This is a genomic window from Streptomyces sp. NPDC059009 (assembly GCF_042740175.1).
Classification (GTDB): Bacteria; Actinomycetota; Actinomycetes; order Streptomycetales; family Streptomycetaceae; genus Streptomyces.
Genome location: NZ_JBHYJB010000007.1, coordinates 59958 through 76416, shown reverse-complemented (window position 1 = coordinate 76416; position 16459 = coordinate 59958). Strand labels below are relative to the sequence as shown.

The following is a 16459-nucleotide window of genomic DNA, read 5'->3' as shown; positions in this document are numbered from 1 at the left end:
GCGACGGGCCCGGACCTCACCAAGGGTCCGGGCCCGTCGGGCTCATGGCGTAGGGCTCACGGCGTGGGACTCACGGCGTGGGGCTCACGGCGTGGGGCTCACAGCGGGGGACTCCGCGCCCGCCGCCGGGGCCCGCCCGGCACCGCTCTCCTCGCCCCGCGAGCCGCCCCGCGAGCCGCCCCGAGCGTCGCCCCGCGCGCGGAACAGCCGCCCCGGCCACCAGAACCACCGTCCGAGGTCCAGGGCGAGCGCCGGCACCAGCACCGTGCGGACCAGGAACGTGTCGAGGAGCACGCCGATGCCGACGAGGACGCCGAGTTGGGCCATGGAGACCAGCGGGAGCCCGGCGAAGACCGCGAACGTCGCGGCGAGCACGACGCCCGCCGAGGTGATCACGCCGCCGGTGCCGGCGAGCCCCTCCAGGACGCCGCGCGCGTGGCCCAGGCGCCCGGCCTCTTCCCTGACCCGGTGCATCAGGAAGATGTTGTAGTCGATGCCCAGGGCGACCAGGAACACGAAGCCCATCAGCGGGATCGACCAGTCCACGCCCGCGAAGCCGAGGACATGCTCGAAGAGCAGGTTCGAGGCGCCGAGCGCGGCGAAGTAGGACAGGACCACGGTCGCCAGGAGCAGGACCGGGGCGACCAGGGCCCGCAGCAGCCACACCAGCACCCCGAGGACGACCAGGAGCACCACCGGGATGACCGTCTTCAGGTCGCTGTCGGCGGCCCGCCGGGTGTCGAGGGTCTGCGCCGTGGTGCCGCCCACCAGCGCGTCGGCGCCGTCGACCGCGTGCACCGCCGTGCGCAGCGCGTCGATGGTGTCCTTCGCCGCCTCGCTGTCCGGAGCGTCCTTCAACACCACTTCGTACGTGGTGAGTTCGCCGTCCTTCGTCTTCCGGCCGCCCTCGACGCGGGACACGCCGTCGACGTCGGCAGCGGCCCGCTCGACCGCCGTCGCGCCGTCGCTGTTCGTGACGACCTTCGCGGGGTCGGAGGCGCCGGACGGGTAGTGGGCGGAGATCCGCTGCTGTGCCACGACCGACTCCGGCTCGTCCTGGAACATCTGCGACTGGGTCAGGCCCATCGAGATGCCGGAGCCGCTCAGCGCGAGGACGCCCGTGACGGCGACCGACATCATCCACGACCAGCGCGGGCGCAGCGCGACCGCGTCCCCGATGCGCGCCCACACGGTCTTGGACCGGTGCGCGGGCGTGCCGTGGCGGGGCACGAACGGCCAGAACACCCAGCGGCCCGCGACGACCAGGAGCGCGGGCAGCACGGTGATCATCGCGAGGAAGGCGCACAGCACGCCGACCGCGCCGACCAGGCCGAGGGAGCGCGAGGAGTTGATGTCGGCGAGGGCCAGACAGGCGAGGCCCGCCGCGATGGTCCCGGCCGAGGCGAGGACCGCGGGCCCGCAGCGGCGCAGCGCCGTCCGCATCGCCGCGTGCCGGTCCGCCTCGCGGTGCAGCTCCTCCCGGTAGCGGGCGATGAGCAGCAGTGCGTAGTCGGTGCCGACGCCGAAGACGAGCACCATCAGGATGCCCGCGCTCTGCGGGTCGACCGGCAGCCCGGCCCAGCGGGCCAGCGCGTACGTGCCGGCCTGGGTGAGGACGGCGGCGAAGCCGACGGCGAGCAGCGGGAAGAGCCAGAGGACCGGGCTGCGGTAGGTGACGAGGAGGAGCACGGCGACCACCAGGGCGGTGGCGATCAGCAGCGTCGAGTCCAGGCTGTCGAAGACCGCGACCTGGTCGGTGAGCGAGCCCGCGGGGCCGCCGACCTCGACGTCCACGCCCGGGGGTGCGTGCGCGTCGGCGATCGCCCGCAGCCGGTCGACCTTGTCCGTGATCTCGTCCTCGGTGTCCAGCGGGACGACGGTCAGCAGGGCCTTGCCGTCGTCGGACGGCACGGGCGCCGCGACCCGCTCGCCGTGGGCGGCGAGTTTCGCGAAGGCGTCCGTGTCGGCGGCCGCCTTCGCCCGCGCCCCGTCGCCGGTGTAGACGACGACGGCGGGCATGACCGTGTCCGTACGGAACTTCTCCAGCTCCGTGTTGACCCGCGCGGACTCGGCGCCGCGCGGCAGGAAGGCGTTGGCGCTGGAGTCCTCCACGTCGCCGAGCTTCCCGGCGAGGGGGCCGAGGGCGATGGCCAGGACCAGCCAGGCCAGCAGGACGAACCACTTGGACCGGCGGCCCGAGGGCACACCGGCGACGCGCCGTGTCAGCGCACGCATGGGTAATCTCCTTGGTGTGGAGCGCACGGCCGGTCCTGCCGGACCGGCACAGGGCGCACGGGGCCCGCACCACGGCGACGAGGTTGTCCAGACCTGCCGTGGCGTACGGGCGGTGTGTCGATGTGAGGTGTTCTCCCTCGGTACGGCCGGGAGTTGCCGCTCCCGGCCGTACCCGCATATCCGGGTATCCGGATAGCCGGATGTGTCGTTACTCGATCTCGCGCATCATCTTCTCCATCGAGCCGACCGACTCGCGGGTGCGCGCCAGCTCCTCGCGGGTCTGCTTCAGCTCCTCGAGCGAGCGGCGGTGCAACTCCACGTTGTCCTCCAGGAGTTGGGCGTACTGGCCCGCGAGCTCCTGGTACTGCTGGTCGCGGGCCGCCAGCATCCGGGACCGCCAGGTGGCCGCGAGCTGCCAGACGATCACGATCAGCAGGAGGAAGGTGCCGCCCGCGCCGACGGCCCCCACCCAGGCACTCGCGTCGCCGTCGGCGAGCGTCACCGGTTCTCCGTTCACTTGGCTTCCTCTTTCGCTGATTTCTCGGTGAGGGTCGAGGCGGCCCGGTGGACGGCCTCGGGGGTCAACTCGTAGAGGAAGGGCGCCACTTCGAAGTACTTCATGGTCTTGCCGTCCGCCGCCACCTCGGATGTTCCGACGACGAGACCGGCGCCCTCGAGCAGCTTCAGGTGCATGTGCAGCAGCGGGCGGCCCATGCCGATCTCGCGGGCCAGCGCGCTCACGTAATTGCGCTTCTCGCAGAGCGCCGCGACGATCCGCATGCGATGCGGATTGCCCAGCGCCGAGAGCACCTTGAGCAGCTGGTCGCCCGTCGGCTCCCGATCGCTTTCCCCGGCCATCGCGGCCTCTCTCTCGTGCCTGTCAAGAAACGCTGACACGTATCTCCGGGGCCTGTCAAAGTTTCCTGACACATCTCAGGGACGGGTCAGGGACATCTCAGGGTCGGCCGTACGAGGGGTCAGCCGTACGAGAGGTCGGAGCAGGCGTCGGTGTCGCCGGAGCGGGCGTCGGCGGCGACCTTGGAAGGGACGGGCGAGGGGGTGGCGGAGGGCTTGCCGGACGCGGGGGTCGACGGGTCGTCGGCGTAGGCGCGGCCGAGCGTGATCCGGATGCCCGGGGCGTCGGCCGGAGCCGCCTTGAGTTCGGCGTCCGTGAAGAGGCGGGCCACGGACTCGGCCTTCTTCTTCTGGCCGGGCCCGTACTCGATCAGGGTGGTGGTGTGGTCCTGGCGGTCGGCCGTCGCGGTGCCGGTGACGGTGAAGCCGTGCCCGGTGAGCGTCCCGGCGGCGCGGGCGGCCAGGCCCGTGACGGTGGTGCCGTTGCGGACGGCGACCTCGATGCCGTCGCCCCGGACGGGGCCGCTGTCCTTGGGTGCGGGCCGGCCGTCGTCGCGCCCGCCGCCGCCCGCGTCCTTCCCGTCGAGCGTGCGGTCGTCCTTGAGCGAGGCCCACAGCGCGTCGGCGTCCGGCTGGACGACGGCGACGCGCGAGCCCTCGTACCGCCAGGGGAGGGTGACGAACTTGGTGTTGCTCAGGTCGATGTCCCGCAGCGACATCGCGAAGGAGATGAGCTTGTCGGCGGAGCCGAGGCCGGGGTCGACGGTCAGCGACTTGGTCGCGGCGTCCGCCAGCGGCAGCAGCTTGGTCGGGGTGAGGCCGTCGCTCTTCACCTTCTTCAACAGGCTGGCCACGAAGGCTTGTTGGCGCTTGATGCGGCCGATGTCGGAGCCGTCGCCGATGCCGTGCCGGATGCGGACGTAGTCCAGCGCCTTGGTGCCCGACACCTCCTGCGGGCCCTTGCTGAACAGGCGATCGCCCCGGCTGCCCCGGTTGGGGTTGAGGTCGCCCTCGTACACGTCCTTGGGCAGGCAGACCTCGACCCCGCCCACCACGTCCGTCAGCGAGGCGAAGCCCTTGAAGTCGACGACGACGGTGTGGTCGACGCGCAGCCCGGTGAGCTGCTCGACGGTGTTCTGGGTGCACGCCGGGTTGCCCTTGGCGGTCTGCCCGACCGAGTACGCGGCGTTGAACATCGTGTCCGGCTGCGTCTTCGTCCAGGAGCCGTCCGGCAGCCGGCAGGGCGGGATGTCCACGAGGGTGTCGCGCGGGATGGACACGGCGACGGCGTGCTTGCGGTCGGCGTACACGTGCAGCAGGAACGCGGTGTCCGAGCGGCCGATGTCGCCCTTGTCGCCGCCGCCGAGCGCGCTGTTCCCGCCGGTGCGCGCGTCCGAGCCGATGACGAGGACGTTCTGTCCCTTCGACGAGTCCGCGCCCGGCCGGTCGTCGGAGATGCCGTCCGAGCCGAAGGTGTTGATGTTGCCGTTGAGCCGCAGATACACCCAGCCCGCACCGGCCGTCGCGAGGACGCCGAACGACACGACGGTCAGGAGCGCGCGCCGCCCCCGGCCCCGCTTGCGCTTGTGACTGGCTGCCAAGGGTGCCCCTCCTCCATGGTTGTACAGTTGCGCAATGTAGCAACCTTTCCTGAGAGGGCACCCGGGCGGTCCGCCGGAGGTGCGCCTCTCGGGCCGACGCGAGAAGGGGTGGGGCGGCCATGCTCCGCAATGCACTGGAACCCTGGCACCTGGTGGTCGTGGCGCTCGTCGTCATCGTGCTCTTCGGCTCGAAGAAGCTCCCGGACAGCGCGCGGGCGGTGGGCAAGTCGCTGCGCATCCTCAAGAGCGAGACGCGGGCGATGAAGGAGGACGGGAGCGCGGGCGCCGGGGGAGTCGCGGGTGCCACGGGAGCTCCGGAAGCCGCGGGCGCGGCGGGAGTTGAGCGGAAGTCCTAGGGCGCGCTCGCGGGACCAAAGGCCCGCCCTCAGGGCCCAACGTCACCCACTATCTAGCGTCGGCGTGTCGCCCATAACCCCACATGTAGTGTTTCGGCAGTCGGTTCGGCGGGCACCTCAGCTGCCCGCCGAGGCAACAGGGAACCCGGTGCGAGTCCGGGGCTGCCCCGCAACGGTGAGTGCCGCACGACGGCCCGAGTCCGATACCTGCCGGCCGCCTCCCGCGCACCTCCGTGCGGCGAGGACCTTTCTCCGTACTGCCTCGTGGGAGGGCCGACGTGACTCAGATCGACGCCGTGGCTTCGGTGACCGAATATGTGGACCGCAGCGACTGGCGGGTCAACGCCAACGCGAATCAGGGGTACTCGCTGGGCGGGCTCATCCTCAACACCGCCGGGAAGGTCGTCGCCAACTACTGGCTGGACCAGGTGTATCCGGCTGCGGTCGCCGACGCCCACCGCGACGGCGACCTGCACCTCCACGACCTCGACATGCTCGCCGGGTACTGCGCGGGCTGGTCGCTGCGCATCCTGCTCACCGAGGGGTTCAACGGCGTGCCGGGGCAGATCGACTCGGCGCCGCCCCGGCACTTCTCCTCGGCGGTCGGCCAGATCGTCAACTTCCTCGGCACCCTGCAGAACGAGTGGGCGGGCGCGCAGGCGTTCAGCTCCTTCGACACGTACATGGCGCCCTTCGTGCGGAAGGACGCGATGACGTATGAGGAGGTCCACCAGTGCATGCAGGAGCTGGTGCACAACCTGAACGTCCCCTCGCGCTGGGGCACCCAGACCCCCTTCACCAACCTCACCTTCGACTGGACGTGCCCGGACGACCTGCGCGAGCAGGTGCCCGTCATCGGCGGCGAGGAGGCGGACTTCACCTACGGCGAGCTCCAGGCCGAGATGGACCTCGTCAACCGCGCCTACATCGAGGTGATGACCGAAGGGGACGCCAGCGGGCGGGTGTTCACCTTCCCCATCCCCACCTACAACATCACCGCGGACTTCCCCTGGGAGAGCGAGAACGCCGAGCGGCTCTTCGCGATGACCGCGAAGTACGGGCTCCCCTACTTCCAGAACTTCATCAACTCCGACCTCGCGCCGCACCAGATTCGCTCCATGTGCTGCCGCCTCCAGCTGGACCTGACCGAGCTGCTCAAGCGCGGCAACGGCCTCTTCGGCAGCGCCGAGCAGACCGGCTCCCTCGGCGTGGTCACCCTCAACTGCGCCCGCCTCGGCCATCTGCACGCGGGCGACGAGGACGCCCTCTTCGCGGCCCTCGACCGGCTCCTCGGCCTCGCCCGCGACAGCCTGGAGGTCAAGCGGGTCACCGTCCAGGATCTGATCGACGGCGGCCTGTTCCCGTACACGAAGCGCTACTTGGGGACGCTGCGCAACCACTTCTCCACCATCGGCGTGAACGGGATCAACGAGATGATCCGCAACTTCACGCACGACGCGTACGACATCACCGACCCGCGCGGGCACGCCCTCGCCGTCCGCCTCCTCGACCACGTGCGCGCCTGCATGATCGCGTTCCAGGAGCGCACCGGCCACCTCTACAACCTGGAGGCGACCCCCGCCGAAGGCACCACCTACCGCTTCGCCAAGGAGGACCGGCGCCGCTTCCCCGGCATCCTCCAGGCGGGCACCGATGCGAACCCCTACTACACCAACTCCTCGCAGCTGCCCGTCGGCTGGACCGACGACCCCTTCGAGGCGCTGGAGCGCCAGGACGAGCTGCAGACCAAGTACACGGGCGGCACCGTGCTGCACCTGTACATGTCCGAGCGCATCTCCACGGCCGAGGCGTGCCGCCATCTCGTACGGCGCTCCCTGGAGCGCTTCGAGCTGCCCTACCTCACGGTGACCCCGACCTTCTCCATCTGTCCCGAGCACGGCTACCTCGCCGGTGAGCACCACAACTGCCCGACCTGCGGAGGCAGTTGTGAAGTGTGGACGCGGGTGATGGGCTACCACCGGCCCGTGGCCGCCTTCAACATCGGCAAGAAGGGGGAGCACGCCGAACGCGTGCACTTCCAGGAAGCGGCGGTGTGATCCGGATCGGCGGCTGGGCGCGCCTGTCGAGCTGCGACTGGCCGGGCCGCCTCGTCACCACCGTGTTCTGCCAGGGCTGCCCGTGGCGCTGCGGCTACTGCCACAACCCCGCGCTGCTCGACCCGCGCGCCCCGGCCGCCGTCGACTGGGCGGAGGTGACCGCCCATCTCGCCCGCCGCCGGGGCCTGTTGGACGGCGTCGTCTTCTCCGGCGGCGAACCCCTGCTGCAGACCGGTCTCGCCGACGCGATGCGTGCGGTGCGCGGCCTCGGCTTCCAGGCGGGCCTGCACACCGGCGGCGCCTATCCGCGCCGCTTCGGGGAGATCCTGGAGGCGGGGCTCGTCGACTGGGTCGGATTCGACGTGAAGGCGGCCCCGGCGGCGTACGAGCGCGTGACCGGCGTGCGGGGCAGTGCCGCGCCCGCGCTGCGCAGCCTGGGTCTGCTGGCGGACTCCGGGGTGGCGCACCAGCTGCGGACCACCGTGGATCCCGCGCTCCTCGACGCGTCGGACGTCGAGGAGCTGCGGGGGTGGCTGGCGGAGCGTGGCCTTGGGGAGCCTGTGTGGCAGGAGGCGCGCGCCGTCTGAGCGGGGCAGGAGAGGCTGGCGGGGAAGGGGAGACTAGCGGGGCCGGGGGCGCTACGGCTGTGTGTCCGCGACCGGATACGGGACGAACGTGCTGCTCCGCTCGTCCACGGCCAGCGGACGGCCGAGCGGCGGGACCGCCCGCTGCGGGCAGTCGAGGCGTTCGCAGACGCGGCAGCCCATGCCGATCGGGGTGGCCGCCGCCGTGGAGGCGAGGTCGAGTCCGTCGGAGTAGACAAGACGGTGGGCGTGGCGCAGTTCGCAGCCGAGGCCGATCGCGAAGGTCTTGCCCGGCTCGCCCCAGCCGCCCCGGTGCCGGGTCACGGCGCGCGCGGTCCACAAGTACCGCTGGCCGTCCGGCATCGAGGCGATCTGTACGTGGATGCGGCCGGGCGCGGCGAACGCCTCGTACACGTTCCACAGCGGGCAGGTGCCGCCCGCCCGCGAGAAGTGGAAGCCCGTCGCGGACTGCCGCTTGGACATGTTGCCCGCCCGGTCCACCCGCACGAACGAGAAGGGCACCCCGCGCAGCCGGGGCCGCTGCAGGGTGCTGAGGCGGTGGCAGACCGTCTCGTAGCCGAGGCCGAAGCGGTCGGTGAGCCGCTCGATGTCGTAGCGGACCTCCTCGGCCGCCGTGCGAAAGGCCGTGTACGGCAGCACGAGCGCGGCCGCGAAGTAGTTGGCGACGCCGATGCGGGCCAGGCCGTGGGTGGGGGAGCCGGCCGCGAAGTCCTCCTCGGCGAGCCGGTCGAGCTCCGCGTCGTGTTCGAGCAGGGCCAGCTGCGTCGCCATGCGGAACGCCTGCTGGCCGGGGCGCAGCCGTCCCGACAGGTGCAGGACGCGGGCCTCGGGGTCGTAGTGGTGCAGCCGGGCGGCCGCGTCGGTGCCGGTGGCCAGGCGGACGCCGTGCCGCTCGGCGAGCCGCCCGGACAGGGCGCGCACGACCTCGCCGGGGCGGATGCCGATCTCGCGGGCGAGGGCCTCGGCCGCGAGATCGGTGTCGTGCAGATAGTTGCGGCGGCGGTAGAAGAACTCGCGGATCTCCTCGTGCGCGTCGCGCGGAGCTCCGGGGGCTTCGTGCCGGCCGTCGGCCGTCTCGGCCAGGTGCTCGGTCAGTGCGTGGGCCCGCCGCCCCAGGTCCACCAACACCTGGGCCACCGCGGGCAGTCGGGACGCCAGGTCCGCCAGGTCCGCGGGGGAGACGCGGTTCGCCGTGACCTCCGCGGCGAGGGTCTCGCGCAGATCGGCGACGAGGCGGCTGGTGTCCCGCTCGGAGAAGAACGCGGCGTCGACGCCGAAGGTCTCGGTGAGCCGGAGCAGCACGGGCACCGTGAGCGGGCGCGAGTCGTGCTCCATCTGGTTGAGGTAGCTCGGTGAGATGGCGAGGACCCGGGCGAGTTCCGCCTGGCTCAACTGCCGCTCCTCGCGCAGCCTGCGCAGCCGCGCACCCGCGTACGTCTTGCTCATGCCCGTAAGCCTATGACGATCACGCCGACTTGAGGGCTTCGCAAGCTTGGCAATTCCGGGTCCGAAGATGCGCAGAACTTGGCATGGATCCACGGTTGAGGGCACTGAGTGCCACTGCCAGAGTCGAACTGCGGCCCACCGCGCACCAGTTGCGCAGCATCGCCTCCCCGCGAGAACGACGGGCCGCGCCCGCACTACAGCGACACCCAGTGCCAGGAGTTGGCACACTTCACCACACACTCCGGGAGACGACCATGGCGCAAGCAGGTCAGCAGGGCACGACGGCCGCGGAGCTCGAGCGGCGCTGGGCGACGGACCCGCGCTGGCGCGGCATCGAGCGCACCTACGGTGCGGAGGAGGTCGTCCGGCTCTCCGGCAGCGTCCGCGAGGAGCACACCCTGGCCCGGCGCGGCGCCGAGCGCCTGTGGCGGCAGCTGCACGAGCAGGACTACATCCACGCGCTCGGCGCGCTCACCGGCGGCCAGGCCGTGCAGCAGGTCAGGGCCGGGCTCCAGGCCATCTACCTGTCCGGCTGGCAGGTCGCCGCCGACGCCAACCAGGCCGGGCACACCTACCCCGACCAGAGCCTGTACCCCGCCAACTCCGTTCCCCAGGTGGTGCGCCGGATCAACAACGCGCTGTTGCGCGCCGACCAGATCGCCACCTCCGAGGGCGACACCTCCGTGGACTGGCTCGCGCCGGTCGTCGCCGACGCCGAGGCCGGGTTCGGGGGTCCGCTCAACGCCTTCGAGCTGACCAAGGCGATGATCGCGGCGGGCGCGGCCGGCATCCACTACGAGGACCAGCTCGCCTCCGAGAAGAAGTGCGGCCACCTCGGCGGCAAGGTCCTGGTCCCCACCGCCCAGCACATCCGCACCCTCAACGCGGCCCGTCTCGCCGCCGACATCGCCGACGTCCCCACCCTCGTCGTGGCCCGCACCGACGCGCTCGCCGCGAACCTGCTCACCAGCGATGTCGACGAGCGCGACCGGGAGTTCGTGACCGGCGAGCGCACCGCCGAGGGCTTCTACCGCGTCCAGAACGGCATGGCCCCCGTCATCGCGCGCGGCCTGGCCTACGCCCCGTACGCCGATCTGATCTGGGTCGAGACGGGCACTCCGGACCTCGCGCAGGCCCGTGAGTTCGCCGAGGCGATCCACGCCGAGCACCCGGACCAGATGCTCGCCTACAACTGCTCGCCCTCCTTCAACTGGAAGGCGGCCCTGGACGACGACCAGATCGCCAAGTTCCAGCGGGAGCTGGGCGCGATGGGCTACCGCTTCCAGTTCATCACCCTGGCCGGGTTCCACTCCCTCAACCACGGCATGTTCGACCTGGCCCGCGGCTACGCCGAGCACGGCATGACCGCCTATGTCGACCTGCAGGAGCGGGAGTTCGCCGCGCAGGAGCACGGCTTCACCGCGGTCCGGCACCAGCGCGAGGTCGGCACCGGCTACTTCGACCTGGTCTCCACCGCCGTGAACCCGGCCTCCTCGACCACGGCCCTCGCCGGGTCCACCGAGGCGGAGCAGTTCCACTAGATCCCACGATCAGGCGGGGGCCGGACAACTCCGCTCCGTCCGGCCCCCGCCGTACCTTTCGCCGCTTCTCCCGCCTTTCCTGCCTTCTCCCCCTTCTCCCCCTTCTCCCCCTGCTCCGCCTGCCACGCCGAGGAGTTCAGATGAGTGCCACCACGACCACCAGCCGGGTGCGGGTTCTCGGCGCGCCGCGCGACCGCCACGACGAGATCCTCACGCCCGAGGCGCTCGACTTCCTCGCCCGCCTGGACGAGGCATTCGCCGCACGCCGCTTCGACCTGCTCGCCGAGCGGCGCCGCCGCGCCGAACGCATCGCCTCCGGCGTGCCGTTGGGCTTCCCGCTCACCACGGCCGCGGTCCGCTCGGACCCGGACTGGCGGGTCGCGCCGCCCGCGCCCGGCCTGACCGACCGGCGCGTGGAGATCACCGGCCCGCCCGAGCGGCGCATGGCCGTCAACGCGCTCAACTCCGGCGCCCAGGTGTGGATGGCCGACTTCGAGGACGCCACCTCACCCACCTGGGACAACATCGTCGGCGGCCAGCTGACCCTGCTGGACGCCATCGAGCGGCGCATCGACTTCACCAGCCCCGAGGGCAAGGAGTACCGGCTCCGCGACCGCAGCGAGCTCGCCACGATCGTGGTGCGGCCGCGCGGCTGGCACCTCGTCGAGAAGCACCTGGTTGTCGACGAACGCCCGCTGCCCGCCGCCCTGGTGGACTTCGGCCTGTACTTCTTCCACTGCGCTCGCCGCCAGCTCGACGCGGGCCACGGACCGTACTTCTACCTGCCCAAGCTGGAGAACCACCACGAGGCCCGGCTCTGGAACGACGTCTTCGTCCTCGCCCAGGAGCTGCTCGGCATCCCGCGCGGCACCATCCGCGCCACCGTCCTGATCGAGACGGTCACCGCCGCCTTCGAGATGGAGGAGATCCTCCACCAGCTGCGCGAGCACAGCGCCGGGCTCAACGCGGGCCGCTGGGACTACCTGTTCAGCCTGATCAAGAACCTCGGGCACCGGCCCGACTTCGTCCTGCCCGACCGCGCCAAGGTCACCATGACCGCGCCCTTCCTGCGCGCGTACACCGAACTGCTCGTGCGCACCTGCCACCGGCGGGGCGCCCATGCGATCGGCGGCATGGCGGCGCAGGTGCCCGGCCGGGACGCGGACGCGCATGCGGCGGCGCTCGCCACGGTGCGGCTCGACAAGGAACGCGAGGCCGAGGACGGCTTCGACGGCTCCTGGGTCGCCCACCCCGGGCTCGTCGCGGTGTGCCGGGAGGTCTTCGACCAGGTCCTCGGGGAGCGCCCGCACCAGCTGGACCGCACCCGCGAGGACGTCGAGGTGGCCCCCGCCGACCTCCTGGCGGTGCGCCGCACCGTCGGCCCGCCCACCCCGGAGGGCGTCCGTGCCAACGTCGCCGTCGCCCTGCGCTACTTCGACGCGTGGCTGCACGGGCAGGGTGCCGTCGCACTGGGCGGTCTGATGGAGGACGCCGCGACGGCGGAGATCGCCCGCGTGCAGATCTGGCAGTGGCTCCGCCACCGCCTCGTGGACCGCGACACGGTCCTCCGCATCCTCGACGAGGAGGCGGCCGCCCTCGGCGCCGAGCACCCCTGGGCCCGGGTCGACGAGGTCCGCGCCCTCTTCGAACGCACCGCCCTGGGCCGGGAGTTGCCCGCCTTCTTCACCACCGACGCCTACACCCGCCACCTCGCCGCGCGAACGGAGATCCACGCATGAGCACCCCTGGAACGAACGCCGGCATCACCAGAGTCGGCGTCGTCGGCGGCGGACAGATGGGGGCCGGGATCGCCGAGGTGTGCGCCCGCGCCGGTCTGGACACCGTGCTCTGCGAAGTCGACGCCGTGGCCGCCCGCGCCGCGCGCGAGCGGATCGCCGTCTCGCTCGAACGCGCCGTGCAGCGCGGCAAGCTGGACCGCATCTCCGCCGAGGACGCACTGACCCGGATGAGCTTCACCGGCAGCCTCGACGACCTGGCCGACCGCCGGCTCGTCATCGAGGCGGTCGTGGAGAACGCCGACGCCAAGACGGAGGTCTTCACCGCACTCGACAAGATCGTCGAGGATCCGGAGGCGATCCTCGCGACCAACACCTCCTCGATCCCCGTGATGCGCCTCGGCATGGCCACCGGGCGCACCGACCGCGTGCTCGGCCTGCACTTCTTCAACCCCGTGCCGGTGCTGCCGCTGGTCGAGGTCGTGAGCTCGCTGCACACGGCGCCCCACGTCCTCGACACCGTCCGCGAGTTCGTGACGGGCACGCTGGGCAAGACCGTCGTCCACTCCCGGGACCGCGCGGGATTCGTCGTCAACGCGCTCCTGATCCCGTACGTGCTGTCCGCGATCCGGATGGCCGAGTCGGGCTTCGCCACCGCCACCGACGTGGACGCCGGGATGGAGCTGGGCTGCGCGCACCCCATGGGCCCGCTCAGACTGGCCGACCTCATCGGCCTCGACACCGTCGCGTCCATCGCGGAATCCCTGTACGACGAGTTCAAGGAACCCCTGTACGCCCCGCCGCCGCTGCTCCAGCGCATGGTGGAGGCGGGGCTGCTCGGCCGCAAGAGCGGACGGGGGTTCCACGCCTACGAGGGGGCTTAGCCGGGGTCCTGGACGGCGGGGCCTAGATTTACTAGGACGTCCAACTATATAGTCGCGACCAAGGCCCGCGGTGCAGGGAAGCCGGTGTGAATCCGGCACGGTCCCGCCACTGTGACCGGGGAGTGTGCCGTCGAGCGGTACGCCACCGATGAACCCTGAAGGGGGAGTCGGGAAGGCGGACGGCGCGCGCAGATCCGGGAGTCAGGATACCGGCCGCGGGATGTTCCGTGTTGTCCACGAGGATGGAGCTGACACGCATGGCACCGGTGTGCACACGCGTCCCCGGCGGAACCGCGGCCCGACGGGCCCGGCCCCCGCACGGCGAGCGTCGAACGGCCGTCGCAACCCCCTGACGGCCCACCGTCCTTCGCGGTCTCGCGCAGCCCCGCTCCCGCACGCCACCGCGTGCGCGCGGCGCGGCGGCGCGCCATCCCGGATCACCTGACGAGAGCAGGCACACCCATGGTCCGCGACCAAGTCACCGCCCCCGTACGTGAGTTGACCCACTTCATCGGCGGCAAGCACACCCCAGGAACCTCCGGCTCCCACGGCGACGTGTACGACCCCAACACCGGCCGGATCCAGGCCCGCGTGCCCCTCGCGAGCCGCGCCGAGACCGAGGCGGCGATCGCCGACGCCGCCCGCGCGCAGCCCGGCTGGGGCCAGTGGAACCCGCAGCGCCGCGCCCGCGTGCTGCTGCGGTTCCTCCAGCTCGTCGAGGACGAGAAGGACGCCCTGGCCCGGCTCCTGTCCGCCGAGCACGGCAAGACCATCGCCGACGCCCACGGCGACATCCAACGCGGCCTGGAGGTCGTGGAGTTCGCGGCGGGCATCCCGCATCTGCTCAAGGGCGAGTTCACCGACAACGCGGGCACCGGCATCGACGTCCACTCGCTGCGCGCGCCCCTCGGCGTCGTCGCGGGCATCACCCCGTTCAACTTCCCCGCGATGATCCCGCTGTGGAAGGCCGCACCCGCCCTCGCCTGCGGCAACGCCTTCATCCTCAAGCCCTCCGAGCGGGACCCGTCGGTACCGCTGCGGATCGCCGAACTGTTCCTGGAGGCGGGCCTGCCGCCCGGTGTCCTCAACGTCCTGCACGGCGACCGGGAAGCCGTCGACACCCTCCTGGAGGACCCGCGCGTCGCCGCCCTCGGCTTCGTCGGCTCCACCCCCGTCGCCGCGCACGTCTACGCCACCGCCGCCGCCCACGGCAAGCGCGCCCAGTGCTTCGGCGGCGCCAAGAACCACATGATCGTGATGCCGGACGCCGACCTCGACCAGGCCGTCGACGCGCTGATCGGCGCGGGCTACGGCTCCGCGGGCGAACGCTGCATGGCGATCTCCGTCGCCGTCCCCGTCGGGGAGCAGACCGCCGACGCCCTCGTGGCCCGCCTCAAGGAGCGCATCGCCGCGCTGCGCATCGGCCGCAGCGACGACCCCGAGTCCGACTTCGGCCCGCTCGTCGGCAAGGACGCCGTCGACCGGGTCCGCTCCTACGTCGGCCTCGGCGTCGAGGAAGGCGCCGAACTCGTCGTCGACGGACGGGACTTCACCCTGCCCGGACACGAGGACGGCTTCTTCGCCGGTGCCTGTCTCTTCGACCGGGTCACCCCGGACATGCGGATCTACCGCGAGGAGATCTTCGGGCCCGTCCTGTGCGTCGTGCGCGCCGCCGACTACGAGGAGGCCCTCCGGCTGCCCAGCGAGCACCTCTACGGCAACGGCGTGGCCCTCTTCACGCGCGACGGCGACACCGCACGCGACTTCACCCGGCGCGTGGACACCGGCATGGTCGGCGTCAACGTGCCCATTCCGGTGCCCGTCGCCTACCACACCTTCGGCGGCTGGAAGCGCTCCGGCTTCGGCGACCTCAACCAGCACGGCCCGGACGCCATCCGCTTCTACACCCGCACCAAGACGGTGACGTCCCGCTGGCCCGCAGGACTGCGCGAGGGTGCCAGCTTCACCCTCCCGACGATGGGCTGACGCCGATGACCACCACCCTCCTGACCGAGGACCAGCAGGCCCTCGTCGAGACCACCCTGGACTTCGCCCAGGACCACATCGCCCCGCACGCCCTCGACTGGGACCGCGACAAGCACTTCCCCGTCGACGTCCTGCGCAAGGCCGCCGGGCTCGGCCTCGGCGGCGTCTATGTCCGCGAGGAGTCCGGCGGCAGCGGCCTCACCCGCTCCGACGGCGTGCTCGTCTTCGAGACCCTCGCCTCCGGCTGCCCGTCCATCGCGGGCTATCTGTCCATCCACAACATGGTCGCCTGGATGATCGACCACTACGGCGACCCGGGCCAGCGGGAACGGTGGCTGCCCCGGCTGTGCGCCATGGAGGACCTCGCCGGCTACTGCCTGACCGAGCCGGGCGCGGGCTCCGACGCGGCGGCCCTCACCACCCGGGCCGACCGCGACGGCGACGACTGGCTGCTCAGCGGAGTCAAACAGTTCATCTCCGGCGCGGGCGCCGCCCAGCTGTACGTGGTGATGGCCCGCACCGGCGGCGAAGGACCCGACGGCGTCTCCGCGTTCGTCGTCGACAAGGACGACCCCGGCGTCTCCTTCGGCGCCAACGAACGCAAGATGGGCTGGAACGCCCAGCCCACCCGCCAAGTCGTCCTGGACGACGTCCGGTTGACCGGCGACCGGCTCCTCGGCGCCGAGGGCCAGGGCTTCCGCATCGCCATGAACGGCCTGAACGGCGGCCGCCTCGGCATCGCCGCCTGCTCGCTGGGCGGCGCCCGCAGCGCCCTGGACCGCAGCCTCGCCCACCTCGCCGACCGCGAGGCGTTCGGCCGCCGCCTCCTGGACGCCGGGGCGCTGCGCTTCCGCCTCGCCGACATGGCCACCGAACTGACCGCTGCCCGCGCCCTCGTACGACAGGCCGCGCAGGCCCTGGACGAGGGCGACCCGCAGGCGCCGTACCTGTGCGCGATGGCGAAGCGGTTCGCCACCGACACCGGGTACACGGTCGCCGACCGGGCGCTCCAACTGCACGGCGGCTACGGCTACTTGAGCGAGTACGGCATCGAGAAGATCGTCCGGGACCTGCGGGTCCACCAGATCCTGGAAGGGACCAACGAGATCATGCGTGTCATCGTGGCCCGCGGCCTGACGGAGGCGTTCGCGTGACCG

13 protein-coding genes and 2 riboswitches are annotated in these 16459 nt (G+C 71.8%); of the genes, 8 read left to right on the top strand and 5 right to left on the bottom strand.

What is annotated here, in order from left to right; all coding sequences use genetic code 11:
• Positions 1 to 84: 84 nt before the first annotated feature.
• The 4 genes from ACFWYM_RS09025 to ACFWYM_RS09010 form a co-directional block, all read right to left on the bottom strand.
• Positions 85 to 2235, bottom strand: a complete 2151-nt coding sequence (locus ACFWYM_RS09025; RefSeq protein WP_384832319.1) for an MMPL family transporter — start codon at positions 2233 to 2235, stop codon at positions 85 to 87.
• A gap of 208 nt (positions 2236 to 2443) precedes the next feature.
• On the bottom strand, positions 2444 to 2752 hold the full coding sequence (locus tag ACFWYM_RS09020; protein WP_384832316.1) for a hypothetical protein: 309 nt from the start codon (positions 2750 to 2752) through the stop codon (positions 2444 to 2446).
• The gene (locus ACFWYM_RS09015) at positions 2749 to 3093 is read right to left on the bottom strand and encodes an ArsR/SmtB family transcription factor (RefSeq protein ID WP_384832313.1); all 345 of its coding nucleotides are present in this window, start codon (positions 3091 to 3093) and stop codon (positions 2749 to 2751) included. The genes ACFWYM_RS09020 and ACFWYM_RS09015 overlap by 4 nt, the downstream gene beginning before the upstream one ends.
• Before the next feature lie 119 nt (positions 3094 to 3212).
• Positions 3213 to 4691: an LCP family protein gene (locus ACFWYM_RS09010; RefSeq protein WP_384832310.1), complete on the bottom strand. Its 1479-nt coding sequence runs from the start codon at positions 4689 to 4691 to the stop codon at positions 3213 to 3215.
• Positions 4692 to 4810: 119 nt separating this feature from the next.
• Here ACFWYM_RS09010 and tatA point away from each other — a divergent pair, with 119 nt between their 5' ends.
• The 3 genes from tatA (at position 4811) to ACFWYM_RS08995 (ending at position 7691) form a co-directional block, all read left to right on the top strand.
• Positions 4811 to 5047 carry a Sec-independent protein translocase subunit TatA gene (gene tatA / locus ACFWYM_RS09005; RefSeq protein ID WP_384832307.1) on the top strand — a complete coding sequence of 79 codons (237 nt, stop codon included), beginning with the start codon at positions 4811 to 4813 and terminating at the stop codon, positions 5045 to 5047.
• 84 nt (positions 5048 to 5131) lie between these two features.
• A riboswitch (cobalamin riboswitch) is annotated at positions 5132 to 5277 on the top strand.
• A 48-nt stretch (positions 5278 to 5325) separates the two neighbouring features.
• Positions 5326 to 7104, top strand: a complete 1779-nt coding sequence (locus tag ACFWYM_RS09000) for a ribonucleoside triphosphate reductase (RefSeq protein WP_384832305.1) — start codon at positions 5326 to 5328, stop codon at positions 7102 to 7104.
• Positions 7101 to 7691, top strand: coding sequence for an anaerobic ribonucleoside-triphosphate reductase activating protein (locus tag ACFWYM_RS08995; RefSeq protein WP_384832302.1), 591 nt, complete (start codon positions 7101 to 7103; stop codon positions 7689 to 7691). The genes ACFWYM_RS09000 and ACFWYM_RS08995 overlap by 4 nt, the downstream gene beginning before the upstream one ends.
• 51 nt (positions 7692 to 7742) lie before the next feature.
• Here the strand turns inward: ACFWYM_RS08995 and ACFWYM_RS08990 are convergent, their stop codons facing one another.
• Positions 7743 to 9155 (bottom strand): short-chain fatty acyl-CoA regulator family protein, encoded by a 1413-nt coding sequence (locus tag ACFWYM_RS08990; RefSeq protein ID WP_384832299.1) that lies wholly within the window; start codon positions 9153 to 9155, stop codon positions 7743 to 7745.
• Between the two features lie 254 nt (positions 9156 to 9409).
• On the opposite strand from ACFWYM_RS08990, the gene aceA reads away from it, so the two are divergent.
• The 5 genes from aceA (at position 9410) to ACFWYM_RS08965 (ending at position 16456) form a co-directional block, all read left to right on the top strand.
• Complete coding sequence (aceA, locus tag ACFWYM_RS08985; protein WP_384832297.1) at positions 9410 to 10696, top strand: isocitrate lyase; 1287 nt, start codon at positions 9410 to 9412, stop codon at positions 10694 to 10696.
• A gap of 140 nt (positions 10697 to 10836) precedes the next feature.
• Complete coding sequence (aceB, locus tag ACFWYM_RS08980) at positions 10837 to 12435, top strand: malate synthase A (RefSeq protein WP_384832294.1); 1599 nt, start codon at positions 10837 to 10839, stop codon at positions 12433 to 12435.
• Positions 12432 to 13316, top strand: coding sequence for a 3-hydroxybutyryl-CoA dehydrogenase (locus ACFWYM_RS08975; RefSeq protein WP_384832291.1), 885 nt, complete (start codon positions 12432 to 12434; stop codon positions 13314 to 13316). The genes aceB and ACFWYM_RS08975 overlap by 4 nt, the downstream gene beginning before the upstream one ends.
• 44 nt (positions 13317 to 13360) lie before the next feature.
• Positions 13361 to 13549, top strand: a riboswitch (cobalamin riboswitch).
• 229 nt (positions 13550 to 13778) lie between these two features.
• Complete coding sequence (locus tag ACFWYM_RS08970) at positions 13779 to 15302, top strand: CoA-acylating methylmalonate-semialdehyde dehydrogenase (RefSeq protein WP_384832288.1); 1524 nt, start codon at positions 13779 to 13781, stop codon at positions 15300 to 15302.
• Positions 15303 to 15307: 5 nt separating this feature from the next.
• Complete coding sequence (locus ACFWYM_RS08965) at positions 15308 to 16456, top strand: acyl-CoA dehydrogenase family protein (protein ID WP_384832284.1); 1149 nt, start codon at positions 15308 to 15310, stop codon at positions 16454 to 16456.
• Positions 16457 to 16459: the final 3 nt, after the last annotated feature.

What these genes read in the sequence shown, in the direction of transcription:
- ACFWYM_RS08965 (WP_384832284.1), top strand. Translation starts at nt 15,308, where the DNA reads ATGACCACCACCCTCCTGACCGAGGACCAGCAGGCCCTCGTCGAGACC.
- ACFWYM_RS08970 (WP_384832288.1), top strand. Translation starts at nt 13,779, where the DNA reads ATGGTCCGCGACCAAGTCACCGCCCCCGTACGTGAGTTGACCCACTTC.
- tatA (WP_384832307.1), top strand. Translation starts at nt 4,811, where the DNA reads ATGCTCCGCAATGCACTGGAACCCTGGCACCTGGTGGTCGTGGCGCTC.
- ACFWYM_RS09015 (WP_384832313.1), bottom strand. Translation starts at nt 3,093, where the DNA reads ATGGCCGGGGAAAGCGATCGGGAGCCGACGGGCGACCAGCTGCTCAAG.
- ACFWYM_RS08990 (WP_384832299.1), bottom strand. Translation starts at nt 9,155, where the DNA reads ATGAGCAAGACGTACGCGGGTGCGCGGCTGCGCAGGCTGCGCGAGGAG.
- aceB (WP_384832294.1), top strand. Translation starts at nt 10,837, where the DNA reads ATGAGTGCCACCACGACCACCAGCCGGGTGCGGGTTCTCGGCGCGCCG.
- ACFWYM_RS08975 (WP_384832291.1), top strand. Translation starts at nt 12,432, where the DNA reads ATGAGCACCCCTGGAACGAACGCCGGCATCACCAGAGTCGGCGTCGTC.
- ACFWYM_RS09025 (WP_384832319.1), bottom strand. Translation starts at nt 2,235, where the DNA reads ATGCGTGCGCTGACACGGCGCGTCGCCGGTGTGCCCTCGGGCCGCCGG.
- aceA (WP_384832297.1), top strand. Translation starts at nt 9,410, where the DNA reads ATGGCGCAAGCAGGTCAGCAGGGCACGACGGCCGCGGAGCTCGAGCGG.